The sequence below is a fragment of the Pseudarthrobacter sp. 902506025 genome (assembly GCF_040702325.1).
In the GTDB taxonomy this organism is placed as follows: domain Bacteria; phylum Actinomycetota; class Actinomycetes; order Actinomycetales; family Micrococcaceae; genus Arthrobacter.
Genome location: NZ_JBFBKW010000005.1, coordinates 75842 through 100567, shown reverse-complemented (window position 1 = coordinate 100567; position 24726 = coordinate 75842). Strand labels below are relative to the sequence as shown.

The following is a 24726-nucleotide window of genomic DNA, read 5'->3' as shown; positions in this document are numbered from 1 at the left end:
AACTTAGTTGACACTTCAACTAGATATCGGGAACAGTGGAGGGCATGAACAAGCAAGCACTGACCACTACTGCCCTTGCCGCCCTCCGCATCATCCTTGGTTTTCTCTTCGCAGCCCACGGCTGGCAGAAGTTCAACGAATGGACCATCGCCGGCACCCAGGCTTCCTTCGCCAAGATGGGAGTTCCGGCCGCCGACGTCATGGCGCCCGCCATTGCGGTCCTGGAACTTGCCGGCGGTATTGCCCTGATCCTGGGGATCCTCACCCGCGTGGTGGCCGCCCTCCTCGTCCTGGACATGCTGGGCGCCCTGTTCCTGGTGCACGCGCCTGCCGGCGTGTTCGCGGCAAACGGAGGCTACGAACTCGTGCTGCTTCTGGCTGCGGCATCCTTCGCCCTGGCCCTCACCGGAGCCGGCCGGCTCTCCCTGGACCGCGCCCTGTTCGGCCGCCGCCCGGAGTCCCGCCTGGCGGTCCTCGCCTAGCGGCTCCTGCATGACCGAACGACGGCGGCAAGGCACCCAGGGTGCCCTGCCGCCGTCGGACTTTTAAGCTGCGCCTTGGCTTTGTTGCAGCGCCAACCGGCCGGTAACCGGGGCCGCCAGTAGGATCGCAGCATGACTGAGTCCGGCCGTCCCAACTCCGTAACCCTCCGCTTCCTCGCCGCTCCCACCGACGTGGGGCACAGCGGCTCGGTGGATGCCGGCACGGTGCTCGAGTGGGTGGACAAGGCCGCCTACGCCGCAGCGGTGGGGTGGGCCAAGTCCTACTGCGTGACTGCCTATGTGGGAAACATCCACTTTGCCGATCCCGTCAACAGCGGGGACATGGTGGAGGTGGAAGCGACCATCGTCTATACGGGCCGGTCCTCCATGCACATCCACACGGTGGTCTCTTCCGGGGATCCGAAAGGCGGCCCGGCCACAATGCGCAGCCAGTGCATGGTGATCTTCGTGGCGGTGGGGGCGGACGGCAAGCCCATCCCGGTGCAGCAGTTCGAACCCGCCACCCCTGCCGAGATCGAGCAACGCGACCACGCACTGGCCCGGATCAAGGTCCGCGAGCAGATTGTGGAAGCCATGAACCGGCAGGAATATACGGATGCCGGTACGGCCGAACGCGTAACGCTGCGCTTCATGGCCGCCCCTACCGATGTGAACTGGGGCGGCAAGGTGCACGGCGGCATCGTTATGAAGTGGATCGACGAAGCCGCGTACGTCTGCGCGTCCCGGTACTGCGGCCGGGACACCGTGGCGGTCTTCTCCGGCGGCGTGCGCTTCTACCGGCCCCTGCTGATTGGCCATGTTGTGGAGGTGGAGGCGAGGCTGGTCTACACGGGGACCAAGGGCATGCACATCGCGGTCCACGTCCGTTCCGGCGATCCGAAGGGCCGGGAGTTGAACCTCACCACCTATTGCCTCACCGTGATGGTGGCGCGCGACGACGAAGGAAACTCAGTGCCCGTCCCGGCATGGGTGCCGGTCAGCGAGGAAGACAAGCGGCTCCACGCACACGCCCGCGAACTCCTCGAGATCCGGGGTACGGCTCCGGGGAACCGCCTGCCGAACCATCTTCTCGCCGCAGCGGGACCTGCCGGCAGCGCCGCGTCCCGCTCCGGGAGCGAAGGCCCCTAGAAGCCGCCACCGCCGCCGGCGTCGCCCGCCATGTTGGCAAAGCGGGAGTAGTGGCCCTGGAACGCCACCACAATGTCCTTGGTGGGGCCGTTACGGTGCTTGGCCACCAGGATGTCCGCCTCGCCGGCGCGGGGTGATTCCTTGTCATACACGTCTTCGCGGTGGAGCAGGATGACCATGTCGGCATCCTGCTCGATGGAACCGGACTCACGGAGGTCCGACACCATGGGGCGCTTGTCCTGGCGCTGTTCCGATCCACGGTTCAGCTGGGACAGGGCGATCACGGGAACCTGGAGTTCCTTGGCGAGGAGCTTCAGCGCACGCGAGAACTCGGAAACTTCCTGCTGGCGGGACTCCACCTTCTTACCCGAGCTCATGAGCTGCAGGTAGTCGAGGATAACCAGCTTGAGGTCATGCTGCTGCTTCAGGCGGCGGCACTTGGCCCGGATTTCCATCAGGGACATGTTGGGGCTGTCATCGATGAACAGCGGGGCATCGTTCATCCGGCCCATGGTGGTGGCAATCTTGGACCACTGCTCGTCCTTGATGGTTCCCTTGCGGAGGTCCTGGAGCCCAATGGTGGCTTCGGCGGACAAAAGCCGCATCGCGATCTCGTTCCGGCCCATTTCCAGGGAGAACATGACCGTGGAGAGGTTGTTCTTGATGGCCGCGGACCGGGCGAAGTCCAGGGCGAACGTTGACTTACCAACGGCGGGGCGTGCGGCGATGACGATCATCTGTCCGGGGTGGAGTCCGTGGGTCAGCTCGTCGAGTTCGTAGAACCCGGTGGGGACACCGGTCATGCCCTCCCCGCGGTGGCCGGACGCCTCAATTTCGTCCACCGTGGACTCCATGACGTCCTTCAGCACCACGTAGTCCTCGGCGGTGCGGCGTTCAGCCACGGCGTAAACCTCCGCCTGGGCCTGGTTGACCAGGTCCTCCACCTCGCCGTCGGAGCCGTAGCCCAACTGGACGATCTTGGTGCCGGCGTTCACCAGGCGGCGAAGCACCGCACGTTCAGCGACGATCTCGGCGTAGTAGCCGGCGTTGGCTGCAGTAGGCACGGTCTGGATGAGCTCGTGCAGGTAGGCAGGGCCGCCGATCCTGTTGATCTCGGCACGCTTGGTCAGTTCATCGGATACCGTAACCGCGTCCGCGGGCTCCCCGCGGCCATAGAGGTCGATGATGGCCTCGTAGATGGTCTCGTGCGCCGGGCGGTAGAAGTCCTGGCCGCGGAGGATTTCAACAACATCCGCGATGGCGTCCTTGGACAGCATCATGCCGCCAAGAACCGACTGTTCGGCGGCGATGTCCTGCGGCGGCTTCCGGCTCGCGTCCGATCCACGGGTTGCCTCAACAGGGTCCAGATGCGCGATTGACAAAGCTGCCGTCCTCCATTTGTACCGGGCGTGCGGCCCGGTGGTCCATCCTGTTCACGGCCTCCGACAACCGGATCCGCCACCCATCCAGGTCTACCCGCAGGCCCTGACAATCAAGCTCCGGGGTCCGGAAACCAGCTCCGGGCCGGAGTTATCCCCAATATCCACAGCTTTTCCACAGAAAGACGTGGGAGGCGGCGCGAAGGGCCCCGAAAACCGACCCAGGGACCCTGTTTCGACTGTGGAGAACAGGTACCCCGCTACGCTAGCCGCCACGGCGCCACCCGCAAAGCCAGCATGCCGCAGGCCCTGTGGATAACCTGTGCAGTATGCGGCATAGCTTGTGCACAGCCTGTGGGGAACTCTGTGGATACAAAATTTTTTTGGCCCACTTTCAGCGTCTGACCTGCGGAAACAGGAGGGCTTGCTTGTGGAGTAAATATTTCCTCCAAGGAATTTCATCCACAGGCGCTGAAGGGGATGTGCAGCGGCAGGAGGGCTGCAGGGTCCCCGGAGCGTCCCTCTCCGCAGGCCCGTGGTGCTCCTCATATTCCGTGCCGGAAGTTTGACTGCCGCGCGCCAGGGCCTGTATGCGCACACGTGAATATTGCTGTGGATAAACCCAATCTGGATTAAGCTCTACGTATGGGCGATCTCCTGCTGGTGCTGTTGCCGGCGATAGCTTTAGTGGCGCTCATCTGGGGCATTGCCACCGCACTGCGGCCGCGTGATGCGGGAACGTCGGAAGCCGACAAATACCAGCGCGAGCTTGCCGAGCGCTCGGCACGCCATTACGCAGCCCAGGTCCAGGCTGCCACCGCTGCCAGGGCCCGCCTGGCGGCGGCTACCCACCCCAGCCAGAACGCCCAGCAGCACAACCAGCAGCAGGAATATATCCGGGCGGGTGGCCAGCAAAGCAACCGCACCTGGCAACGGCCAGGAAGTACAAAGAACGGCTCATGAAAATGGAATCCCTTGTGGCCCCGGTCCTCATCCTGCTCGCGGTGATTGCGGGGGTCCTGGTGGCATACAGCGCCGCCCGCAGGCGCAAAGCAGCCCGCGGCGCCGCCCCGTCCCAGCCCGCCGCCACACCCCAGGAACTGGCCCGGACAGCTGCCGGGCGCCTGACGGAGGAACAGCACCGGCGGATCTACGCCCTGATCGCGCAGGGCCAGGCCATGGCCGCCATCAAGCTCTACTACGAGGTCACCGGTGAAGGGCTGCGGGCCTCACGCGATGCGGTGGGCGCGTTGGCGGCCCACCCCCAGCCCTACGTGGGCAAGGAGCCCGTACCGGTCCTCGAGGAGGACGACGACGAGCCGCAGCGGTTCCCGTACCGCTACCGGGCGATCGCCAGCAAAGGCGACGTGACCCGGGAAGTCAGCAGCAACATGCTCAATGACGAGATCTACGGAAGGATCCGCACGCTGGCCCGGAGCGGCGACACCGAGGCGGCGGCCACGGCGCTGACGCGGCACTCCGATATCTCACTCAAGCAGGCACGGGAATTCATCGCGCTGCTGGACGACTAGCGGGATCCGGAAATACCGGCCAGCAACTGCTCGAACGGGAGGGATTCCAGCGGGGCGGACTTCCGGCCCGGCTGAAGGCCCTCCAGCAGGCGGGTGAACTCCCCGGCAGCACGTTCGATCCGGTCCGCGAGGGATGCCCCGCCTTCCTCGGCGGTTCCCCAGTCCTGGGGCCCAGCGAAGACGCCGGTGGCCGCAATGCGCGTCCGAAGGTAGCTGAACAGGGGCCGAAGAGCGTAGTCCAGGACCATCTGGTGCCGGTCCGTTCCACCGGTGGCGCCCAGCAGGACGGCCTTGCCATCCAGCGACTTGGGATCCAGGACGTCGATGAAGGACTTGAAGAGGCCACTGTAGGAGGCGCTGAAGACCGGGGTCACGGCGATGATTCCGTCCGATGCCTCCACACCCGCGATGACGTCCGCCAGCCTCGGGGCGGCGTAGCCGGTGACGAAGTTGTTGGCGATGTCCACCGCAAGGTCGCGGAGCTCGACGACGTCCACGGCCACCTGGTAGCCGCCTGCCTCAAGCTGCCTCGCAGCAGCCGCTGAAAGCTGGTCGGCCAGCAGCCGGCTGGATGAGGGTACGCCAAGTCCTGCGGAGAGGACGGTGATGCGGCGGGTTTCCATGGCATTCTCCTGGTGCTCGTTCAAATCATCATACATGCGTTTGCATCTATACCGTTGAACTGCCGCAGGTGGCGGAGTATTCCCGGAGGTTCTGCGGGACCCTGATCAGAGCAGGACGGTTCCCTGGATGCACGTGGTCGATTCGCCGCCCACCCAGATGTCCCCGCCCTCAGCGCTCACATGGATGCGCCCGGCCCGGCCCAGCACGGTCCCCTGCGAGGCCACATACTGCTCCGGCGCCCTGCCGGTTCCCATCAGCCATTGGGCTGCACCGGCATTGAAGCTGCCGGTGACGGGGTCCTCCGCCATCGCGTCACCGGGCAGGAACGTGCGCACCTCAAAGTCGGCGCCGACGCCGGGAGCGTGCGGCCCTATGACGCCGATCTTTAGGTCGCCCATGGCTGCGTGGTCCGGTTCCAGGGCCAGCACCTGCCCGGCGGACTCCAGCAGGACACCGATCCATTCCGGCCCGTTCACCAGCCAGCACGCGTCGACGATGTCGCCGGGGGCCACGCGCAGCGCCGCTGCCAGCTGCCGGCGGACGGGCTCCTCCACGGGGCCGGATCGCGTCAGGGGCGGCGCCGCGAAAGCCAGCCTCCCGCCGTCGCGCTTGATCCGGACAAGCCCCGCCGCGCATTCCTGCACCACGCAGCCGTCGGACTTCGGCACCCCTCCGCTTTCCAGCCAGGTATGGGCAGAGCCCAGCGTCGGGTGGCCCGCAAACGGGAACTCCTCGCTCCCGGTGAAAATCCTGACCCGGTAATCGGCGCGGGGATCCCGGGGAGGCAACAGGAAGGTGGTTTCCGAAAGGTTGGTCCAGTTGGCGAAGTGCTGCATGGTTGCCGCGTCCAGGCCTTGGGCATCAAGCACGACGGCGAGCGGATTTCCACGGTAGGCCAGGCCGGCGAAAACATCCACTTGGTGGAAGGGGCGGGGGCGGGGGTTCGGGTTCACCGGAGCAGGCTACCACCGCACAAACGAAAGACCCCCGCCGCCGGAGTCCGGCGACGGGGGTCGTGACGTGGAGTGGGGAAATTACTTTCCTGCCACCACGTCCAGTTCGATCACAGCGGCAACGTCAGCGTGGAGGCGGACGTTGGCCTGGTAGGAACCGACCGACTTGATGTGTGCGGGCAGTTCAACCTTGCGCTTGTCGATCTTGCCAAGGCCAGCGGCCTCAACAGCGTCGGCGACGTCGCCCTGCTTGACGGTGCCGAACAGGCGGCCGGACTCGCCGGCCTTGACGACCAGCTTGACCGGCTTGGCGGACAGTGCAGCGGCCTGCTTCTGAGCATCTTCCAGGGAAGCGTGCTCGCGGGCGGCGCGGGCAGCCTTGATGGACTCAACCTGCTTCTCGCCACCCTTCGACCAGGTCAGGGCGAAGTTACGGGGCAGCAGGTAGTTACGTGCGTAACCGTCCTTGACCTCGACAACATCGCCGGCAGCACCGAGACCGGTGACTTCGTGGGTCAGAATGAGCTTTGCCATGTTAGTTAATCCCTTCCTTAGCCGCGGCCAGCGCCGGAGTAAGGCAGCAGAGCAACTTCGCGGGCGTTCTTGATTGCCTGGGCGATCTTGCGCTGTTCCTGCACCGTGACGCCAGTGACGCGACGGGCACGGATCTTTCCGCGGTCGGAGATGAACTTGCGCAGCAATGCTACGTCCTTGTAGTCGATGACAGTGATGTCAGCGGCCTTCAAGGGGTTGGACTTTGGTTTGGGCTTACGGAGTTCAGCCTTAGCCATCGTGGAGCTCCTATTCTAGGGAGCCCGTGGATATTGATCCACGGGATGGTGGTGGTCCGACGGCGGCAGTGCCTTGGGTGCGTTTCGCACCCGGGCAGTCCCGGCGCCGGGCCGTTATTTGGGTTTTAGAAGGGAGGTTCGGAATCGGGGCCGTTGCCCCAGCCGCCTGCGTTGGAGACACCGGGCGTAGCCCAGGGATCGTCCTGTGCAGCCTGCTGGTTGCCGCCGCCCCAGCCTCCACCGGAGTTGCCGCCCTGGTTTCCACCAGAGTTGCCTCCTCCGAAGCCACCGCCGCTGTTGCCGCCGCCGAAGCCGCCGCCACCCTGTCCGCCGGAGCGCTGGGTGCGGTTGACCTTGGCATTGGCGTAGCGCAGGCTGGGGCCGATTTCGTCGACCTCAAGCTCGATAACGGTGCGCTTTTCGCCTTCTTTTGTTTCGTAGGAACGGCTCTTCAGGCGGCCGGTCACGATGACGCGCATGCCCTTGGTCAGGGATTCGGCGACGTTCTCGGCTGCTTCACGCCATACGGCAGCGCGGAGGAACAGGGTTTCCCCGTCCTTCCACTCGTTGGACTGGCGATCAAAGGTGCGGGGGGTGGAAGCGATGGTGAAGTTCGCTACTGCCGAACCTGACGGTGTGAACCGCAATTCCGGGTCATTGGTGAGGTTACCGATGACCGTAATGGTGGTCTCGCCTGCCATCTACTGCCTCCTTGTTCGATCCTGGGTGAAGAGTGCGTTTCCTGCGGGGTAAAGAATGAAGACGGTGCTGAATTACTCAGCAACAACCTTCTGCTCTTCGGGGCGGGTGATCTTGGTGCGCATGATGGTCTCGTTAAGAGACAGCTGGCGGTCAAGTTCCTTGGCGGTCTCCGGCTTGGCAGTGAAGTTCACCACGGCGTAGATCCCTTCGGACTTCTTCTTGATGTCGTAAGCCAGACGGCGACGGCCCCAGATGTCAACCTTTTCGATGGTTCCACCATCGTTGGTGATGACGTTCAGGAACTTCTGAAGCGACGGCTCAACGGTACGCTCTTCGACCTCGGGGTCGATGATTACCATCAATTCGTAAGGACGCATATGTGAACCCACCTCCTTTGGGCTAAGCGGTTACGGCATTTCCGTAACAGGAGGTTCATTTGCGATTCCGTGCAATGCCTTGCCGCCGGAACGGAGGCAGGACGCAGCACAGACTTCAATATCTTAGTGCATTTGGACCCGATAGGCGATTCGCGCCTGACCCTAGGCTAGCCCCGGTGGAGGTGGGCAGCAGCCGTAGGTTCAGCCATGTGGAAAACCCTGCCGTCAGTGGCGCCTATTACCAATGCACTTTTGCCGACTGGGGAGCGCCACGCCAACTCAGTGAGGTCCGTTACCTAATTGTGATTCTTGGACCCTTTTCGTGTACGGTCGTCCGGGGGCCGCCCCCAGCCGGCTCCAGTCCCGGATGCCGCCCAACTCTGCCGCGTCCGTGATTCACCAGATTCCAGGCAGAGGCGGGGGACCCAAGCGTCCCGGGCACGGCCACGCGCCTGCCCTTGGGGTGAAGCCGCAGCACGCGGCCGAATGCCCTCATTCGAACCCGACAGCTAACTCCGCAGGCGACGAGAGGTAGCATCCCCATGCCCGCACCCCGCAAAGGCAGCGCCACACGAGCGCACCGTTATCAAAATGAGACAGATCCCGCCGGGACATCCCCGGCCTCCAAGTCCGGTGCTCCGGCCCGGGCGCGCCGCCGCTGGCCCCTTGCCGCCGGTCTTGCCGCAGCACTCCTCGGAGCAGGTTCCCTTGGCCTGGGCCTGACCCACGGTGACGGAACCGCTGACGTGGCGCGGGTGGCGAGTGCAGAGGATGCCGGCAGCGCCGCACCCACCCAAACTCCCGACGTTCGGGTCCCCGCTCCAGCGCCGGTCCCGGCAGTTGATGCCGCTCCTGCCGCCCCTCCTTCCCCGGCAGAGGCACCGGCACCTGCCCCCGCAGCAGTACCGGCACCCGCTGCCCCTGCCCCTCCCTCCGAGGCCCCCATCGCCGTGGCGCCTGCGGCGGCACAGCTGGCCAGCACCGGGACGCCTGCGCCCGCCGGGGTCCCGGGGAACTGGACCATGACCTTCGCCGACGAGTTCAACGGGGCCGGACTGGACACCGCGAAGTGGTCCGGCTGCTGGTTCTCCCCCGGTTGCGGAACCATGAACAAGGTCTCCACCAGCCCGGCGAACGTCTCCGTGGCCAACGGGAACCTGGCCCTGGGGCTCAGCTCATCCACCTCCGGCGGACTGGTATCCACCAACCCGAAGGGCGGGGCGGGGACCGGCTTCCAGTTCACCACCGGCTACGTCGAGGCCAGGATCAAGTTCCCGGGCAACGCCAACGGCCTCTACAACTGGCCTGCCTTCTGGACCACCGGACAGTCGTGGCCGGCCACCGGCGAGAATGACATCGCCGAGGTCCTGCAGGCCAAGATGACCGTGAACTACCACTCCGGTTCCGGCTCCCACAACCAGGGCGGCGTGGGCGGCAACTGGGCCAACGAGTACCACACCTTTGGCCTGCACCGGATGGCAAACTCCTCGGACGTGTACTTCGACGGCGTCAAGGTCAAGTCCTACCCCACCGACGACGGCAATGCCCCGCAGTACATCGTGCTGAATGTCGGCGCCTCCTCCACGAACCCGGCCTACGGCGCGCCGTCCCAGATGATGGTGGACTACGTGCGCGCCTGGCAGTAGCAGGCCACGCACCCAGGTGAAAGGGCGACGGCGGGACCTCCCGCCGTCGCCCTTTTTCGGCTTCCCTCAAGGTTGCCTAAAGCAACCCTCCGGGGACGATGTGATCCAGTACACTCTTGCAATGAAGCTCCTGTACGTGACGGAAAGCGTGCCCAACCGGGATCCGGAACTGGGGGATGGAAGCTCGATGATCCCGTACGAAGTGATCCTGCACCTCCCCCCTGGCGTTGCCGTCACGCTGCTGACTTTCTCGGGTCCTGTTCCGGTTCCGGCAGAGATCAGGAACCGCTGCGATACCGTGTACGAACTGGCCCGGCGCGAAGAACTTTCGGCCTTTGCCCGCTCCGTGGGCGGCCTCACCGGACTGGGAAAACACCGGCGGTCCACCCCGTCCGCCCGCGCCGCCGCGGCCCGGTTGTCCGCAATCCGGGACGCCACCCTGATCCATGGCCCCCATGCCCTCTTCCTGTCCCACTGCGTCACCGGTCCCCTGGTGCTGCAGACAGTGGACCCCTGGTCCATCCGGGCCGGCATGGACACCGCCATCGCCCGTACCTTCCGGCCCGCCTACCGGCTGCGCGAACAATTGGCCGCCCGCGCTGAACGTCAGCTGCCGCCCCGGGCCAGGCTCCTGACCGTCGGAGCCCAGGACGCAGCGGCCTGGTCCGCCACGCTCGGCAGGCCAGTCACGAGCATCCCCAACGGCACGGCGGTGGCCACCGGTCCCCGCCGGGAGCGGAAAGCCCCGGTGGTGTGCTTCGCAGGCAGCCTGAACTACGCGCCGAACGTGGACAGCGCCACGGTACTGGTCAACAGGATCGCGCCGCTGGTGTGGCGGGAGGTCCCGGACGCCCGCTTCGTCATCGCAGGGCGGCGCCCCACACCGGCGGTTCAGGCGCTGGCCGGACCCCGGGTGGACATCCTGGCCAACGTGCCTTCCATCCTGGACGTGTTCCAGGGCGCGGATGTGGCGGTTTTCCCGGACGAACACGGCGTGGGTATCCGGAACTCCGTCCTGGAGGCCCTCGCCGCGGGGCTGCCCGTGGTGGCCACGCCTGTGGCCGCGAGGGAACTTCCCGCACATCCGCTGCTGGCGGTTCGGGACAGCCAGGACGCCCTTGTCCGCGAGGTGGTGGAGCACCTCACCGCCCCCAAGCAACCGCCCGGGCCTTCCCACTGCGCTGCCGGAACGGCCGCCGCAGGCGCAGTCCGCACTTGGGACACCGTGGCAGGCGAATACCTGGCGGAAGTCCGTGCGGCCATGGCCGGTTCATCCCCGGCGGGGGAGCTTACCCGGACGAACAGGCAACCATGACGTACGCGCCGGGGGAACTGGAGCGGAAGGGAGTCCGGGGAGCCCTGTGGCAGGGGCTGGCCTTCGCCTCGGGCAGGGTGATCGTGCTGGTGACCACGGTGGTCCTGGCACGGCTGCTCTCACCTGAGGAATACGGCCTCGTCGCCTTGGCGCTGGTGCTGATGGCGTACGCCGAGACCATCGCCGATGCCGGGGTGGGTCAGGCGTTGGTCTACCTGCCCAAGACACCGGTCATCGCCAGGTCGGCGCTGCTGCTTTCCGTTGCCCTGGGCGCATTGCTGGCCGTGGCGGCCCTGCTCGCTGCTGACGCGGTGGAGGACCTCCTTGGGCTGGACGGCGTGGCCCCGCTGGTGCAGGTCCTTGGCGTTTCGGTGCTTGCCACGGCCTGCGGTGCCGTCCCGGAAGCCATCATGCGCCGGGACCTGAAGTTCAGGCAGCTCACGGCGGCTCCTGTACTGCGCGCCGCAACCATGGGAACGGTGACCCTCTACCTGGCCTTCACCGGCCACGGCGCCTGGTCACTCGCCGTCGGAACGGCTGCCGGGTCGGTGGCCTATGCCGCCACCTGCTGGTTCCTGGTCCGCCGCGAGGCGCCCTGGCAAATCTGGCGCGTGAGCAAAAGCGCCATCGGGGAAAATGTCCGCTTCGGTGCCCCCGTCGCCGGCAGCACCATGCTTGCCCGGGCGATCTTCGACGTCGACTACCTGGTCATCGGCATTGTGCTGGGCGCACACGCCCTGGGTCTCTACACCCTCGCCTTCCGGCTGCCGGAGGCCCTGATCCTGAACGTGTTCTTTGTGCTGTCCACCGTCCTGTTCCCCCTGTACACGCAGGTCCGGGGCGACCGGCAGCGGCTGCGGGACGGCTACCTGAAGAGTGTCACCGTGCAGGCGCTCTACGGCATCACGGCAGGTGTGGGCCTGGCCGTGGTGGCGCCCGTCCTGGTCCCGGTCCTTTTCGGGCAGCAATGGGAGGAGTCGGTCACGCCGCTGGTATTCCTGGCCCTGTACGCGGCCGCCCGCTCCCTGGGCGCCGGGGCCAATGACGTCTACAAGGCGATGGGCCGGCCCGGTCTTTCCATCTGGATCTCCGTGGTCCGCCTGGTGGTCCTCCTCCCGGCCCTGGTCTTTGCCACCCAGTGGGGCATCGTGGGGGTCGCCTGCGCCCAGATGGTGGTGGCCGTGGTCTTCGCGTTCGGCATGCAGGCAGTAGCCGCCAAGGTCATGGGGACAAGGATGCGCCGGATGATGCGGGCCGCCGCTCCGGGCCTGGTGTGCGGCGCCGCGGTTGGCCTGGTGGGCCTGGTCAACCTGGCACGGCATGCCCTGGGACCGGTCCCCACACTGGCTGTCATGGTGGTGGCCGGAGTGGGCGCGGTGTACGCGGTGCTGCGGTTCGGCTACCGGGACCTGCACGACGAGATCCTGGGCCTTTTCCGGCGCACCCACGAAAACCCGGGAGCGGCGGACAGCCGGACCTCCTAGCGGGTGGCCGCCCTACGCGGCTTCCACAACATGGCGCCACAACCAGAAGTCCCTGTCCGCCTGGAGGGCGGCCCGGACTTTCCCGTTTCCCTGCGTCGGATCAGCCTCCGCCTCCTGCGCCAGCCGGTCGGCGAGCGTGGCGGTGGACCGCGCCCACGTGGCGATGACCAGCAGCGGGAGGAGTGAGTGGTCCACTCCCCTCATGCCAAGGTGGCGGGAAAGCGGCTCCAGCGCCCAGCCGCCCTTGCCGAAGGCTTTGTCAAAGGCCGCCATCTGGGCCTCCCGGGCGAACGCCTGTTCACTGGATTCGCTCAAGTACTGGAGGTAGAACACCAGGTCGTGCCCGGGCACTCCATCCGTGAGCGAGCGTTCCCAGTCCATGACCTGCAGGGCGCCGCCGGGTTTAACAAGGAGGTTCGGATGGCTCAGGTCGCCGTGTTCGATGACCGCGGGCAGTTGCGAGCGGCGCAGCGGGGCAAGGAGTTCGTGCGTGCGCCCAACGAGTTCGTTTGTCCGGGCATCCGGGCCGGCCAATCCTTCCAGGGCCGCCAACGGCGCGGCGACGGCGCGCTGGTACCAGTCCACGTTGCCGGCGGCGGGCTGCGTGCAGGGAAGTGCCCCCACGAACGCGGCCCCGGTGGCGACGGCGGCAGGAAGGTCCGCTGCCACCGTCCTGGGATCGAGCGGCAGGCCGGTCAGCGCGGTTTCGACCAGCACCGTGTACGGCCCCACGTCCCGGATTCCCACCAGTCGTGGAACACCGGCGCCTGAGTCGCGGACGGCGGCGGAGAGTTGGGCCAGCATGGCCGCCTCACGGCGGACGCCGCTGTTGTCCCCGGGCTGCCGCGGCACCTTCACCACCAGGGCCGGTTCGCTGTGCCGGGAGGGGAACACCAGGGCCACCACGTGCCGGGAGGTTGCGAACCGCGGGGTCAGCAGCAGCGTCTCCCATTGTTTGCCCAGGCCGTACTGGTCCAGGGAGAACTCGTCGAAGTGGTCCCGCAGGAACTGGTCTATGAAGCTCATTGCGCCGCGTTCCTCTCCGGAAGCCGCCCGGTGACGGTGCCCTCGGGGACCAGGAGGTCGAAGACGTGCAGCGCCAGGGCCATGTGCACCGCAGCCGCTTTGAGGGCCCCGAAGCGCACATCCTTGCGCAGGGCCAGGGTGTCCCGGATGGATACTCCGGACCGCACCGGAACCAGCCGGGCTGTCCGCTCCCGGTTGGGGGCGTTCCAGTACAAGGCAACGTCCTGGTACCCCCGGCGTTCCAGCGTCCGCTTCCACCCTCGCAGCGTCCGGGGTCCGGAACGCTGGAGCAGGGACCGGCTGGCTTCCACGCAGATCCAGCCTCCCGGTTCCAGTGCCAAGCCTGCGCTTTCGATCTGGCCGGGGCCCGGCGAGGCCAGCAGCACCACGTCGCATGTCCTGCCGGCCGGCCTCGTGTCCGGCTCGTCCAGCCGCACAGCCTGCGGGTCCAGCAGGCGCAGCGCCGATTCTGTTTCCGCGCTCACCCTTCCGGCGAAGCCCAGGGTGCGCGGCTGCAGGACCGGAAGCAGGAACCGCCAGTCCAGGAGCCGCCACAGGTGCAGTGACAGGGCCTCCCCGGCGACGGTTTCCGCCGCGGCCGGGATCTGGGAAGTGGGGCCGACGGCGGTGGTGCGGTGCGGGGCCCGTCCTGGGGTGGTTGCCCTCCCGGCAGCCGGGGAGCACGTGTCCCAGATGATGCCGGTAGCCACGCGCTGCACGGCCTCCACCGGCTGGGCCGCATCAACCACCCGGCTGCCGGGGAGCCGGCCCGCCAGCTGGAGGTAGTCGTTCCGCCAGGACTCCAGGAGCTCCGGGCTGTGTTCACCTTTACGCTCGAACATCACCGCGCCGGGAACATCAAGCACCAGGAGCACGTCCGGGGCAGGGATGACGGCCAGGGCCAGGGCGTTGCTGATGCGTGCCAGGGGACCGCCGCCGGGGCCGGCCAGCAGCGCGTCGTACGCCACGCGGTCCATCAGCACCACTTTGCCCATGCGGCGGTAGAACCTGGCCAGGATCCCGCCACGGACCAGCCGGTACACCTTCTTGGCCGTCCTTCCGCCGGGAATCCGGTTGAGCACAGCATCAAAAGGCCCCGCGCCCCACAGGCCCATATATACGTATTTGGTGGGCAGCGGCACGTCGGCGTGGAGTCCGTTCAGCAGGGTGGTCTTTCCCGCTCCGTCCGGAGCCATGACGCCCAGCAAGGGAGTGTGCCCCCGGAGCCGGGCGCCCGAGCGCCTCAGTGTCCGTCTGACCGCTTCCATGAACGCAGGGTTCGCCCCGCCACTCCAGGACGCCCTCATCCTGGAGGCCATCGCGGGAGCATCCCCGAACCGGCCGGCGAGGACCAGGTTCAACATGTCGGTTGCCAGCCCCGCACCCACCCTGCGCCGGACCGACTCCGCAATCCTGCCGCCGTCGGCCGCCACCTTGGCAGCCGCCCGCGCAGCCTCCTGCCGCGCCGGCGTGATTCCACCCTTGTCCATGAACAGATGCAGCAGCAGCAGCCAGGCTTGGTCCGCGGCGTCGGGCATCCAGTAGGAGCCATGCCGGATCCTGCGGCGCAGGCAGCGGGGCGCCCACGGGGTACGCCACTGCTGGCAGGAGCCGAATGCCAGGTCGGAGACGACGTCAAGCTTGATCCAGGCTCCGTCGCCGGGTGAGTAGCTGAAGTAGAACCTGTGGCTGCCGTGTCCCCATGCAAGGACCCTGCAGAACCCTGCTGCCGCCATCACGTCGTCGAGCCGGGAAAGGAGGTGCTTGTCCACGAGGATGTCCACGTCCCCCGCAGGCAGGGCCAGATCGTCCTCGCCGCGGAGCAGGAGCCACGGCAACCCGGTCCCGTCGAGGGTGTCGAAGACCGCTGCCACCCGGGGGTGGATCTGTTGCCTTCCGGCGACGTCGGGCTCCGTCAGGGCACCCGGGTGACCCAGCTCTTCGGGAACCGGAAGGTCACTGGTGATTTCCATGGTGCAATCCCCCAAATCGTCCTAAACCGCGGTCGCGGCACTTGGTTCGTTCACGGCGTGTAGGCATACTGGGCCACCCAATCAACCTGCAGGTGCCCTGCCGTGCCGGCGGCCGGAAAGGTTGCTTTGGCGTCATCGGCGGTCTCCGCCTGAAGGGTCCAGCGCATGGGCGTGTTCGGCACACCCTTGGGTTTGGTTGTCTGGTCCACCAGCCCGCCGTCCAGGAACCACCGGACCAGGCCGGGGCTCCATTCGATGGTGGCAACATGCCACTGGCCTGCGCGGGAGTCCGAGTACTTCTTGTCGGCGGGGTCGAACTCCATCCCGTCGGTGGTGCGGGTCCCTTTGATGGCGGAGTTCCCGTAGAGGGACCCGTCCAGGGCTCCTTCCGGCCAGTCGATCTCCCCTTCGTTCCAGTCGTCGCTGGCCGGCCAGAGAAGGAACGCGATCTTGTAGCCCGGGATGGAATCGTACCGGAACCTCACCGAGTACCTTCCGTACGTCTGGCCGGTGTAGCCGAAGGGAATGACGCTGGCCACCCGCGGACTGCTGTCCGAGTAGTGAAGGTAGAAATCGAGGTAGCCGTCATGGACCGAAAGGACATCGTCGGGCGTGTACGTGCCAAAGCCCGATGAGTCGGAAAAACCGGAATATCCACGCATGTCCGGCCCGTACACCTGGCCCACCGCCCCCAGCGGGGCCGGGACGTCGAAGTCCTGGACCATGGTCTGCCGCCAGGACGGCAGATCCCCTTTCGGAGCCCCGGTAACCTTCGAGGAATCCGCGTGCAGGGCCAGCAGCGCCGCCCCGACGATGGACAACGACGTTACCGTGACGAGCGACAACTGGTACACCCGTCCGCTACTTTCCCCAGTCAGCACGTGAAACCTCGTAGATCCGCACCGACTTGTTCTCAAACACCAGCTCGGTGCCCCTGGCCACGTTCAGGTCATGCTCGAGCGGGACCAGGACATCCTTGGGGAACTGGCGTGGAACGCCGGTGGATGTGCGCTGCTGCAGGTCCGATACCACCACGAAGACCCGGTCCGAGGGGCGCAGCCTGGCTGCTGCCCTGGTCTTGTCAACGTAGGCCAGCATGTCATCCCCGGTGAACGGCTGGGCGGTGTTGTGCAGCTTCGGCGCCACCGAAACAAGCTGCCCGGTGCGGAGGTAGAAGGCGTAGTGCGAGCCGACCAGCAGCGGCAGGTGGTAGTTCGTTTCCACCACTGCGTCACCCCGGCGGACGTTGGAGTCGAGCCAGCGGCTGGCCGATACGTCTGCGGCCGGTACCCGGACGTTGGCTTCATTCTGGAAGTACACGGCCGTGAACAGCACGGCCATGACCGAGATGGCCGAGGTTACGCCCACTACGGCCTTCCTGCCCGGGAGTTTCCCGGACCAGAAGAGCCAGGCCGCGCCGATGGCGAGCCACGGAAGGGCGAACATGAAGACGCGGAGCCTGCCCTCGCCGCCGTAGGACGTGCCGAAGAGGCCAATGATGGGGGTTGCCGCAAGCGTTCCCACGATCAGGGTGGTGCGGACATTGCCCCGGAGGATGTTGCGGATGAACCCCAACCCGGCAAGCAGGGCGGTGAACAGGGACAACGCCAAGGCTTCGCGTGCCAGCCACCGTCCGGAGAGGAGGGACGGTCCTGGTGCGCCGCTGGAGGCTTTGTAGCCGGCGTTGGCGAGGAAATCGAAGCCGTTGAGCAGGCCGTACTTGTCCTTGACGAACTCGGCGTTGGGAAGGAGGTAGAGCAGGGCCATCAGGAGCAGCGCGGGCGCTACCCAGGCCGGCTTGAAGTAGCGGGCCAGGAAGAGGGGGAAGAGCCCCAGGATGGCCAGGTACGGGGTCAGCTGGTGGCTCATTACAATCATTGCCTGCAGGACCAGGACTGCGGCGATGGCCAGTGCCTGCTGGCGGCCGCTGTAGGTCCTGACCTCCTCCGGCTCGGGGGCCTCTTTTGAGAAACGGCCGGACAGCCGCTCCTCAAGCCTGAGTACCCAGGGGGCCGGGTTGCCGCGAAGGTAGGTGAGGATCAGCAGGCACATGGTCAGGTGCAGCGTGTAGGCGAAGGCCTGCGGCGAGTAATAGTTTTGGTTCAGCCAGTTGGAGAGGGCGAAAACCAGCGCACTCGTCCAGTAGATCCGCGGGTTCTTTGTCAGGGCCCGGGCGATGGCAAGCACCAGGGCGACGTTTATCAGCGCGAATACCGGCTCGGCCCATCCGGCGTAGGCCATGGCGTCCTTGTAGCCGCTGGATTCACCCAGGAACGCGCTGAACAGGAAGAAGCCGGGCCAGCGGTTGTAGATGTCGATGTCCGGGTCGAACTGGCCGATGGTCTGGATCAAGTCGGTGACGGCTATGTGCTTGTAGGTCCAGGGCAGCCGCGGGACGTTGGCCAGCAGCCCGGCGGAAGAATAAAGGATGACCACCAGGCCCGTGATCGAGGCACCGGTAAGCCACCCGGAGTGCTCGCCCTGCCGGACGATGCTCCAGATGCAGAGTGCCACCACGACGGCCAGCGCCAAGTACCAGGTGACAGGGAAGGCGGCGAGCAGGCCCAGGTCGCCGAGGTGGGGGTTTGTGAGCCCTAGTGTGGCGGCCCACGTGACCATGGCGGCCAGGAGAACCAGCCAGGGTGCATAGGTTTTGAGCTCCGGACGTGGCAGCCGGGTTGCGGCGGCCCGGGGGCTGGGTGGCCCCGGCACCAGGAGGGCGGCCGCGGAGGCCAGCATGATGCCGACGGCGGCGGGCCGGGGATTCCAGAGCTGGAGCCACCCCATGACGGCGGCGGCCAGGGCAAGTGCCGTGGCGCCGGCGACGACGGTGAAGATCAGGCGGGCCACCGGGTCCACATTCCGGACCCACCGCACCAGTGCCCAGCCCGGAATGAGGAGGCACACCAGGAGTTTGGCGCCCGCAATGGACTCGCCCCCGACGTCGAACACGATCAGGACCGCCGTCACGGCACCGAGCAGTGCCAGGACGTAATCGGAATACCCTGGCCTGCGCCGGCGTGAAGGGCGGGAGTTCATCGGGCCGGACACGTCACCCCTGATGAGAAGCGCCATACTGTTTCAACTCCTGGATTGCTTGCCGCCGGTGGAGCGACCCTCCGCCAACGGCCCCGACTGTGGACTGTTGTCTTAGCTGCCCGCGGCAGCCCTGCGCGATTGCAGATATTTGTAGGGGCCCAGGGCCACAGCCAGAAGCTGCAGCCAGACGAGCCGGTCGACCTGGGCCTCCAGCGAACTGTGGATCGGCGGCCCCTGGAGCGCCGGCTGGCCGGCCTGTTGGCGCCGGTTCAGGAACTCGAGTCCAACGCCCCAGCTCCTGGCCAGGGCCAGCCTCGCGGTATGGGGGTCCATCATCACCTTCGTCATCCAGGCCCCGAGGCCGTTGCCGTAGCCCCGCGCCTGTACCCGCAGGTCTTCGAGGCCGTCCCGGTGTCGGTGCCAGACAATGGCGGCCGGCTGGACCACCAAAGCGTGCCCCGCGAGGATGACCCGGGTGAACATGTCGATGTCTTCCCCGCCGCCCGTGGGAGTTCCCACCCCCAGGGCGGGATCGAACCCGCCGAGGCGAAGTGCCGGCTGGCGCCTGAGGGCGAAATTGGCTCCCGTACCGAAAGCACCGGGGCTGAACGGGAACTTGGGGAGCGCCGCGGGCGGGTTGGCGAGCGAGTAGACCTGCGGAACCAGGCTCCGTGACCAGCTGACCTTCGAATCGAAATAGCCCTGGGTGGGGGTGCGGAGCTCTCCCGCGGGAACCAGCCCCGTAACGCAGGCAGCCCCGGGAACGGCTTCGAAGGCGGCGGCGATCTCCCGCAGCCAGGACCTGTCCACCACCACGTCGTCATCGGTGAAGGCTACGACGTCTCCCCTGGCGTGCCGAAGGCCGGTGTTCCTGGCGTGGGAGAGGCCCGGAACGGGTTCGGTCACCAGCCGGACCCGCTGGTCCCTGAACTCGCGCCGGACCAGTTCTTCAGTGGCTTGCGTGGCGGGGGCGTTGTCCACCACCACCACGTCAAAGTGCGGGTAGTCCAGGGCAAGGATGGTCAGGAGCGCACCCCGCAACTGCAGGGTGCGGTCCCTGGTGCACACCACCACCGTGATGTGCGGGGTGGTCACCGCCGGCGGGAACGATGCGACTGGCGGCAGGGCCGCCAGGGCGTCCTCGAAGACAGTCCGATCCACGATTCCCGCCGGCGACGGCACGTCGACAAATCCCCGCACAGCCCCCGACGCACGCACCAGCAGCCGTGCCCGCTCGTATCCAGCATGGTTCTCCAGTTCAAAGCGCGAACAGTCCGCGAGGTCTTCCAGGTCCACCGACCCGATCCACCGCGCCCCCGGCCAGGCCGGCGGCAACAGCGACTCCATGGCGGGCACCAGGATCAGCGCCTCGCCCTGGAGATCCTCAAGCACCTGGCCGGCACCTTCGCTCATTGCACTTCCCTCCACTGTGCCCCGGCCGGGACCAGGACCACGTCCTCTTCCTCCGGGCCCGTCCAATGCTGAAGCCGGCGCCCCTGGAAGTACCCGGCCGCGGTGCAGGCCAGGACCGCGATGACCGCGCCGGCACGGCCCAGCCCGTCGGGACTGCCATCGCGCCCCCACGACTTCAGGCCGGTGAACACGGCGCGCGGGAGCACGCTGCGGACGTAGCGGCGTTCCGGGCCGAGTGCCCGTTTGTGGCCCACCAACTGGCTGACCTGGGCTTTGGACAATCCCTCGGCCCAGGACCGGGACATCATGTAGCGCCATGTCCCACGGGATGCGGGAACATGATGGTGTACCAGCGCCGCGGGTTCATAGACGATCCGCGAACCCGGCAAACCCATCCGGGAGCGGATGCAGATTTCGGTCTCCTCGCATCCCAGTGGCAGCGTGCCTTTGCGGCCCAGCGACTGGTTGAAGCCGCCCACCTGGCGCAGCACCTCAAGCCGGAAGGACATGTTGGCGCCGATCACGTTGCGGACTTCCGAAGCGACGCGGGGCAGGCCGCGATGGCTGCAGCCCACAATCCAGTCCAGTTCCTCCGCGAAGTACCCCGGGCGGCCGGATTCCCACAGCGGGACCACCTTCCCGCCCACACCCAGGACATCCGGATCGTCGTACAGCGCAACCAGGCGTTCGAGCCAGTCCGGCGCCGCCTCGGCGTCGTCATCAAGGAAGGCGACGATGTCCGATTCGGCGAGCCCCACGCCCGTGTTGCGGGCCCCTGACAACCCGGGCAGGCCTTCGCTCTCAACCACCGTGACGTCGTCGACGATCTCGATGAGCCGCTCGTAGAGGTCCTCGTTGTGGTCGATGACCACCAGCACCTGGTCCGGGGCAAGCGTCTGGTTGCGGACTGATTCGATGACGTCGAGCAGCATTCCCCACCGCTCGGAGGTATACGCGCAGATCACCACTGTCACGGACAGTGGCTTGATGCGGTCAAGCATGCCGGCTCACCGCCGCGACGAGGGTGTCATGCTGTTTTACGGCCGGGGCGAGGACGCTGTGCGGATCCACCGGAAGCCGTGGGAAGTGGACGTTGGAGTAGGTGTACTTCACGCGGCGGAGCGCCTCCGGGCGGGCACCTGCCGTGGGTGCCTCCCACAGGGTGCATTCCCGGGCCAGCGTGTGCAGCACCCGCCACCCGTCGCGGAACGTCTGGAGGTTGGATGCTCCCGAAATCCGGTCGAGCTCAAGGCTGGGAACCTCGGCGATCCTCAGCCCGCCCTTGGCGGCCCTGACGATAAGTTCCGTCTCGATCTCGAAGCCGTCCGACTGCAGCTCCAGCACCTGCAGGCATTCCCGGCGGAAGGCGATGTACCCGTAGCAAAGGTCCGAGTAGTTGCTGTGCAGTACAGCATTAGCGAGTCCGGTCAGCGCCCGGTTGCCGGCCTTCCGCAGCCGGGTCAGGTCTTCCGACCCGCCGCCGGTGACGTGCCGGGAGCCCTTCACGAAATCAAAATCGTGCTGGAGGGGTGCAACGAACCAACCAATCTCCTGGGGGTCCATGCTCCCGTCCGCGTCCAGCATCACGATGATGTCCCCCTTGGCGGCGTTGAAGCCGGCGCGGAGGGCCACACCCTTCCCTTTGCGGGTTTCATTGACCACCACCACGTCCGGGCGGAGGGCCTTGGCCACTTCAACAGTCTTGTCCTGCGAGCGGCCGTCGACGATGATCACCTCATCGACGTAAGAGGGCATCCGGCGGAGAACCCAGGGGAGGTTCTTTTCCTCGTTCAGGGTGGGAATGACCACGCTGATTGAGGCTTGTGGAAATAAATGTCCCGGCTCGGAAAAGAGAGCTGGAAGTTGGGGGGAAATCGACAATTGCCTCACCACTTCATGACAGTTCGGATTCTTGACAAGGCCGCCGGCCGTTATGGCGGTGGCACTAACGCTTCATCCGGTCATGGTCTGGTCGCTGACCCCCCAGCAAACCGTCGCCAATCCTCTGGCCGTTCCGGAAGACTACCCCCTACCTAATGCGGGTATCACGAGTAGTAGGTACTCACTTTTTACCCGGGGTTTACCCCCTGTTAGGCAAGTAAAGGGCTTGGGGGAGGCCGAAAAGATTAGGTATAGGGGGAACCGGGTGCCGGGAAAACGTTAGGTAGGGGGATGGGAGAAACCCCTATTTAGGTATGGCACTTGCATTGCCCCAGCTCCTGTCCGGGCATACGCTTCTCGGTACTTGGGGGCTGAGAGCTCTTTGTGACTGGGCCAAACGGGCAGACGTTCCCCGAATTCTTCCTATGCCCCAGGAGTTCCCTTATGAAGCTCAGACGCAGACACTTTTTCAGCCGGACAGGCCAGGCCCTTGCCGTTGCAATGGTTCTGGCGGCCTCCATCCTCGGTTTGCCCGGTACGGCCTTAGCGGATCCCGTCTATGGCACGCAGAGCATTGCGTATTCAGGGGTGTCCAATCCGCCGACGTCGGACAAGCCGCAAAGCAAGCTGTGGTGGAATGACGGATCGTGGTGGGCCGACATGTGGAAGTCCGGCACCGGATGGAGCATCTACCGGCTGGACCGGGCCTCCAACAGCTGGGTGGACACCGGGGTGGTCAATGACACCAGGGGAAGCACCTTGGCGGACACCATGTGGGACGGGTCCCACCTCTACATTGCCTCCCACGTGGTGACCATCACCGGCGATGGAACACCCAAGCCGTCACTTTCCAACTCCCCGGCCAAGCTCTACCGGTACAGCTACGCCGGCGGCAAATACACGCTCGACAGCGGATTCCCCACCACCATCACCAACAATTCCAGTGAATCCATGACGATCGACAAGGACACCACCGGCCGGGTCTGGGCGACCTGGACGCAGGTGGCCGGAAACTCTACGTCGGGATACACCAACACCGTGTACATGAACGCCGCCACCAACAGCGGCACCTCCTGGGGGACCCCCTTCGTCCTTCCCGTCAGCAACCCGAACCCCGCTCCGGATGACATCTCCGCGGTGGTGGCTTTCGGCAACGGGCAGGTCGGTGTCATGTGGAGTGACCACAAGTCCGACACCGTCTGGTGGGCCACGCACAAGGATTCAGATGCTGCCAACTCCTCCTGGAAACTGCAGCCGGCCCTGCGCGGCAACGGCCAGTCCGATGACCACATGAACCTCAAGACGCTGCAGGCGGACACCACCGGCCGGGTCTTCGCGGCGGTCAAGACGAGCCTGAATGACATCTCCAGCGACAAGACGCTGCCGCAGCTGATCCTCCTGGTCTTCAAGCCCGGTACCGGAGCATTCACTCAGTCCACGATTGCAAAGACCGGCGACTGCGTCTCGCGGCCGCAAATCATCCTGGACACCCAGAACAACCTGGTGCGGGCGTTCCACACGGCACCGCCAACGTCGGTTTCCGGCTGTGCCTACTCCGGCGTCGCGGGAAGCATCTATGAGAAGACCGCGTCCATGGACAATCCCGTCTTCGGTTCCGGCCGCGGCACGCCCATCATGCAGGCAGCGTCGTCGTCGAACATCAATGACGTGACCACCAGCAAGCAGAGCGTGAACAACACCACCGGACTGGTGGTCATGGCCAGCGACAACGTAGCAAAGCGCTACTGGTTCTCGGACCGGTCGCTCGGCGGCACCCCGCCGCCCGCGGGCCAGGCTCCGGTAGCGTCATTCACCGCCAACCCGACGTCGGGTGCCGCGCCGCTGAATGTGACCTTTACTGATACGTCCACCAATGCACCCACCTCGTGGGCATGGACCTTCGGCGACGGCGGCACGTCCACAGCACAGAACCCCAGCCACTCGTACACGACGGCCGGGACCTACACCGCCAAACTCACGGCGACCAATGCCACGGGATCATCGTCGGCGACGGCCACCATTACCGTTGGCTCGGCACCACCGCCGGCAACAGGCGGCATTACCGTGGTGAATTCCAGCACCTCCAACTCCGGGACTGCCGTGACCACTGCGTCATTGACAGTTCCTGCCGGTACCGCGGCGGGTGACGTCCTGGTCGCCTCCATCACCACGGACCTCAACCCGAACCTTACCGCCCCTGCCGGCTGGACGGCAATGGTCAATGCAAAATCCATCAACAGCACCTCGACCTCCGGTGCACGGGCGTTCGCGTACTACAAGGTGGTGGGTGCCTCGGATCCGGGAACGTACAGCTGGGCGCTCAGTTCGGCGGCCAAGTGGGGTGGCGGCATCACCGCCTACCGCGGCGTCAACAACACCACGCCCCTGGACAGCCCGGTGGTGACGGCCGCTGACACCAGCTACTCGGCCACCAGCATCACGGTGGGCAGCATCACCACGGCCAGCAACGGCGCGATGCTGATTGGCGGGGTGGCCTGCGACTGCAGCGCACCCGTGGTCACAGCCCCGTCGGGCTGGACCGAACGCTGGGAGGCAGCGGCTGGGCAGATCGCCGAGCAGGCGGACAAACCGCAGGCAACGGCGGGCGCCAGCGGAACGGCCACGTGGACCCTGAGTGCCGCACGGGCTGTTGCCGCCTGGCGGACCGCCCTCAAGCCGGCGGCCTAGTGGAACCCATAACTGAATAGACAACTGAATGAATAACTGAACAAGGAGCGGCTCCGGCCCGCCGGCATGGCGGACCGGGGCCTATTCGATTCAAGATCGTTCCACTTGCTCACAATGGTGAAGCGGTCCACGAATGAAAAGCCTGATTTAGAATCTGCGATCCGACCTCGAAGCGGGCCGGAGTTCTTCCCGAGCAGAACGGTCAGGGCCCCCGTGATGAGGTGTTCCGCCGCGTGTCCAGGGATCGCGTCTTGAGCAAATGCAGCGTCCAA

At 66.1% G+C, this 24726-nt stretch carries 22 protein-coding genes and 1 riboswitch; of the genes, 8 read left to right on the top strand and 14 right to left on the bottom strand.

The genetic code is table 11. The features are described 5' to 3' along the window. The first annotated feature begins 44 nt into the window (after positions 1-44). On the top strand, positions 45-482 hold the full coding sequence (locus tag AB0280_RS11680) for a DoxX family protein (RefSeq protein WP_224023859.1): 438 nt from the start codon (positions 45-47) through the stop codon (positions 480-482). A 132-nt stretch (positions 483-614) separates the two neighbouring features. Further along, entirely contained in the window at positions 615-1631 is a 1017-nt protein-coding gene (locus AB0280_RS11675; protein ID WP_307490802.1) for an acyl-CoA thioesterase, read from the top strand. Here the strand turns inward: AB0280_RS11675 and dnaB are convergent. Then, on the bottom strand, positions 1628-3013 hold the full coding sequence (gene dnaB, locus AB0280_RS11670; protein ID WP_159629496.1) for a replicative DNA helicase: 1386 nt from the start codon (positions 3011-3013) through the stop codon (positions 1628-1630). The two genes, AB0280_RS11675 and dnaB, sit on opposite strands and share 4 nt — an antisense overlap. 642 nt (positions 3014-3655) lie before the next feature. On the opposite strand from dnaB, the gene AB0280_RS11665 reads away from it, so the two are divergent. Continuing rightward, a complete protein-coding gene (locus AB0280_RS11665; protein WP_307490799.1) occupies positions 3656-3973 on the top strand; it encodes a hypothetical protein in 318 nt (105 codons plus the stop codon). A 2-nt stretch (positions 3974-3975) separates the two neighbouring features. Further along, positions 3976-4542 (top strand): hypothetical protein, encoded by a 567-nt coding sequence (locus AB0280_RS11660; RefSeq protein WP_307491047.1) that lies wholly within the window; start codon positions 3976-3978, stop codon positions 4540-4542. On the opposite strand, the gene AB0280_RS11655 is transcribed toward AB0280_RS11660, so the two are convergent. The 6 genes from AB0280_RS11655 to rpsF all read right to left on the bottom strand — a co-directional run bounded on the left by AB0280_RS11655 (position 4539) and on the right by rpsF (position 7989). Then, the gene (locus AB0280_RS11655) at positions 4539-5165 is read right to left on the bottom strand and encodes an FMN reductase (protein ID WP_159634976.1); all 627 of its coding nucleotides are present in this window, start codon (positions 5163-5165) and stop codon (positions 4539-4541) included. The genes AB0280_RS11660 and AB0280_RS11655 overlap by 4 nt on opposite strands. 105 nt (positions 5166-5270) lie before the next feature. After that, positions 5271-6119 carry a PhzF family phenazine biosynthesis protein gene (locus AB0280_RS11650; RefSeq protein ID WP_307490797.1) on the bottom strand — a complete coding sequence of 283 codons (849 nt, stop codon included), beginning with the start codon at positions 6117-6119 and terminating at the stop codon, positions 5271-5273. An 81-nt stretch (positions 6120-6200) separates the two neighbouring features. Beyond that, complete coding sequence (gene rplI, locus AB0280_RS11645) at positions 6201-6653, bottom strand: 50S ribosomal protein L9 (protein WP_018769834.1); 453 nt, start codon at positions 6651-6653, stop codon at positions 6201-6203. 17 nt (positions 6654-6670) lie between these two features. Continuing rightward, positions 6671-6910: a 30S ribosomal protein S18 gene (gene rpsR, locus AB0280_RS11640; RefSeq protein WP_003800144.1), complete on the bottom strand. Its 240-nt coding sequence runs from the start codon at positions 6908-6910 to the stop codon at positions 6671-6673. 125 nt (positions 6911-7035) lie between these two features. After that, complete coding sequence (locus AB0280_RS11635) at positions 7036-7611, bottom strand: single-stranded DNA-binding protein (protein WP_141158852.1); 576 nt, start codon at positions 7609-7611, stop codon at positions 7036-7038. A 72-nt stretch (positions 7612-7683) separates the two neighbouring features. Continuing rightward, entirely contained in the window at positions 7684-7989 is a 306-nt protein-coding gene (gene rpsF / locus AB0280_RS11630; protein ID WP_015939036.1) for a 30S ribosomal protein S6, read from the bottom strand. Between the two features lie 387 nt (positions 7990-8376). Next, positions 8377-8528, top strand: a riboswitch (cyclic di-AMP (ydaO/yuaA leader). A gap of 3 nt (positions 8529-8531) precedes the next feature. Here rpsF and AB0280_RS11625 point away from each other — a divergent pair. The 3 genes from AB0280_RS11625 to AB0280_RS11615 all read left to right on the top strand — a co-directional run bounded on the left by AB0280_RS11625 (position 8532) and on the right by AB0280_RS11615 (position 12434). Next, on the top strand, positions 8532-9635 hold the full coding sequence (locus tag AB0280_RS11625) for a glycoside hydrolase family 16 protein (protein ID WP_366367300.1): 1104 nt from the start codon (positions 8532-8534) through the stop codon (positions 9633-9635). 121 nt (positions 9636-9756) lie between these two features. Next, positions 9757-10950, top strand: coding sequence for a glycosyltransferase (locus AB0280_RS11620; protein WP_366367299.1), 1194 nt, complete (start codon positions 9757-9759; stop codon positions 10948-10950). Then, positions 10947-12434, top strand: a complete 1488-nt coding sequence (locus tag AB0280_RS11615) for an oligosaccharide flippase family protein (RefSeq protein ID WP_366367298.1) — start codon at positions 10947-10949, stop codon at positions 12432-12434. The genes AB0280_RS11620 and AB0280_RS11615 overlap by 4 nt, the downstream gene beginning before the upstream one ends. Before the next feature lie 12 nt (positions 12435-12446). Here the strand turns inward: AB0280_RS11615 and AB0280_RS11610 are convergent, their stop codons facing one another. The 7 genes from AB0280_RS11610 to AB0280_RS11580 form a co-directional block, all read right to left on the bottom strand. Continuing rightward, a complete protein-coding gene (locus AB0280_RS11610; RefSeq protein WP_364398293.1) occupies positions 12447-13460 on the bottom strand; it encodes an aminoglycoside phosphotransferase family protein in 1014 nt (337 codons plus the stop codon). After that, the gene (locus AB0280_RS11605) at positions 13457-15433 is read right to left on the bottom strand and encodes a dTMP kinase (RefSeq protein WP_366367297.1); all 1977 of its coding nucleotides are present in this window, start codon (positions 15431-15433) and stop codon (positions 13457-13459) included. Before AB0280_RS11605 ends, AB0280_RS11610 begins: the two co-directional genes overlap by 4 nt. A 50-nt stretch (positions 15434-15483) precedes the next feature. Next, positions 15484-16287 carry a glycoside hydrolase family 16 protein gene (locus AB0280_RS11600; RefSeq protein WP_366367296.1) on the bottom strand — a complete coding sequence of 268 codons (804 nt, stop codon included), beginning with the start codon at positions 16285-16287 and terminating at the stop codon, positions 15484-15486. A 7-nt stretch (positions 16288-16294) separates the two neighbouring features. Beyond that, positions 16295-18508 carry a hypothetical protein gene (locus AB0280_RS11595; RefSeq protein WP_366367294.1) on the bottom strand — a complete coding sequence of 738 codons (2214 nt, stop codon included), beginning with the start codon at positions 18506-18508 and terminating at the stop codon, positions 16295-16297. Between the two features lie 75 nt (positions 18509-18583). After that, entirely contained in the window at positions 18584-19885 is a 1302-nt protein-coding gene (locus AB0280_RS11590; protein WP_307490775.1) for a glycosyltransferase, read from the bottom strand. Next, positions 19882-20886 carry a glycosyltransferase family 2 protein gene (locus tag AB0280_RS11585; RefSeq protein ID WP_201302369.1) on the bottom strand — a complete coding sequence of 335 codons (1005 nt, stop codon included), beginning with the start codon at positions 20884-20886 and terminating at the stop codon, positions 19882-19884. The genes AB0280_RS11590 and AB0280_RS11585 overlap by 4 nt, the downstream gene beginning before the upstream one ends. Then, entirely contained in the window at positions 20879-21694 is an 816-nt protein-coding gene (locus tag AB0280_RS11580; RefSeq protein WP_236560671.1) for a glycosyltransferase family 2 protein, read from the bottom strand. The genes AB0280_RS11585 and AB0280_RS11580 overlap by 8 nt, the downstream gene beginning before the upstream one ends. A 516-nt stretch (positions 21695-22210) precedes the next feature. On the opposite strand from AB0280_RS11580, the gene AB0280_RS11575 reads away from it, so the two are divergent. After that, positions 22211-24454 (top strand): PKD domain-containing protein, encoded by a 2244-nt coding sequence (locus AB0280_RS11575; protein ID WP_366367293.1) that lies wholly within the window; start codon positions 22211-22213, stop codon positions 24452-24454. Positions 24455-24726: the final 272 nt, after the last annotated feature.

What these genes read in the sequence shown, in the direction of transcription:
- AB0280_RS11665 (WP_307490799.1), top strand. Translation starts at nt 3,656, where the DNA reads ATGGGCGATCTCCTGCTGGTGCTGTTGCCGGCGATAGCTTTAGTGGCG.
- AB0280_RS11590 (WP_307490775.1), bottom strand. Translation starts at nt 19,885, where the DNA reads ATGAGCGAAGGTGCCGGCCAGGTGCTTGAGGATCTCCAGGGCGAGGCG.
- AB0280_RS11610 (WP_364398293.1), bottom strand. Translation starts at nt 13,460, where the DNA reads ATGAGCTTCATAGACCAGTTCCTGCGGGACCACTTCGACGAGTTCTCC.
- AB0280_RS11675 (WP_307490802.1), top strand. Translation starts at nt 615, where the DNA reads ATGACTGAGTCCGGCCGTCCCAACTCCGTAACCCTCCGCTTCCTCGCC.
- AB0280_RS11655 (WP_159634976.1), bottom strand. Translation starts at nt 5,165, where the DNA reads ATGGAAACCCGCCGCATCACCGTCCTCTCCGCAGGACTTGGCGTACCC.
- AB0280_RS11585 (WP_201302369.1), bottom strand. Translation starts at nt 20,886, where the DNA reads ATGCTTGACCGCATCAAGCCACTGTCCGTGACAGTGGTGATCTGCGCG.
- AB0280_RS11620 (WP_366367299.1), top strand. Translation starts at nt 9,757, where the DNA reads ATGAAGCTCCTGTACGTGACGGAAAGCGTGCCCAACCGGGATCCGGAA.
- rplI (WP_018769834.1), bottom strand. Translation starts at nt 6,653, where the DNA reads ATGGCAAAGCTCATTCTGACCCACGAAGTCACCGGTCTCGGTGCTGCC.
- AB0280_RS11625 (WP_366367300.1), top strand. Translation starts at nt 8,532, where the DNA reads ATGCCCGCACCCCGCAAAGGCAGCGCCACACGAGCGCACCGTTATCAA.
- AB0280_RS11635 (WP_141158852.1), bottom strand. Translation starts at nt 7,611, where the DNA reads ATGGCAGGCGAGACCACCATTACGGTCATCGGTAACCTCACCAATGAC.
- AB0280_RS11595 (WP_366367294.1), bottom strand. Translation starts at nt 18,508, where the DNA reads ATGGCGCTTCTCATCAGGGGTGACGTGTCCGGCCCGATGAACTCCCGC.
- AB0280_RS11605 (WP_366367297.1), bottom strand. Translation starts at nt 15,433, where the DNA reads ATGGAAATCACCAGTGACCTTCCGGTTCCCGAAGAGCTGGGTCACCCG.
- AB0280_RS11660 (WP_307491047.1), top strand. Translation starts at nt 3,976, where the DNA reads ATGGAATCCCTTGTGGCCCCGGTCCTCATCCTGCTCGCGGTGATTGCG.
- rpsF (WP_015939036.1), bottom strand. Translation starts at nt 7,989, where the DNA reads ATGCGTCCTTACGAATTGATGGTAATCATCGACCCCGAGGTCGAAGAG.
- AB0280_RS11575 (WP_366367293.1), top strand. Translation starts at nt 22,211, where the DNA reads ATGAAGCTCAGACGCAGACACTTTTTCAGCCGGACAGGCCAGGCCCTT.
- rpsR (WP_003800144.1), bottom strand. Translation starts at nt 6,910, where the DNA reads ATGGCTAAGGCTGAACTCCGTAAGCCCAAACCAAAGTCCAACCCCTTG.
- AB0280_RS11615 (WP_366367298.1), top strand. Translation starts at nt 10,947, where the DNA reads ATGACGTACGCGCCGGGGGAACTGGAGCGGAAGGGAGTCCGGGGAGCC.
- AB0280_RS11680 (WP_224023859.1), top strand. Translation starts at nt 45, where the DNA reads ATGAACAAGCAAGCACTGACCACTACTGCCCTTGCCGCCCTCCGCATC.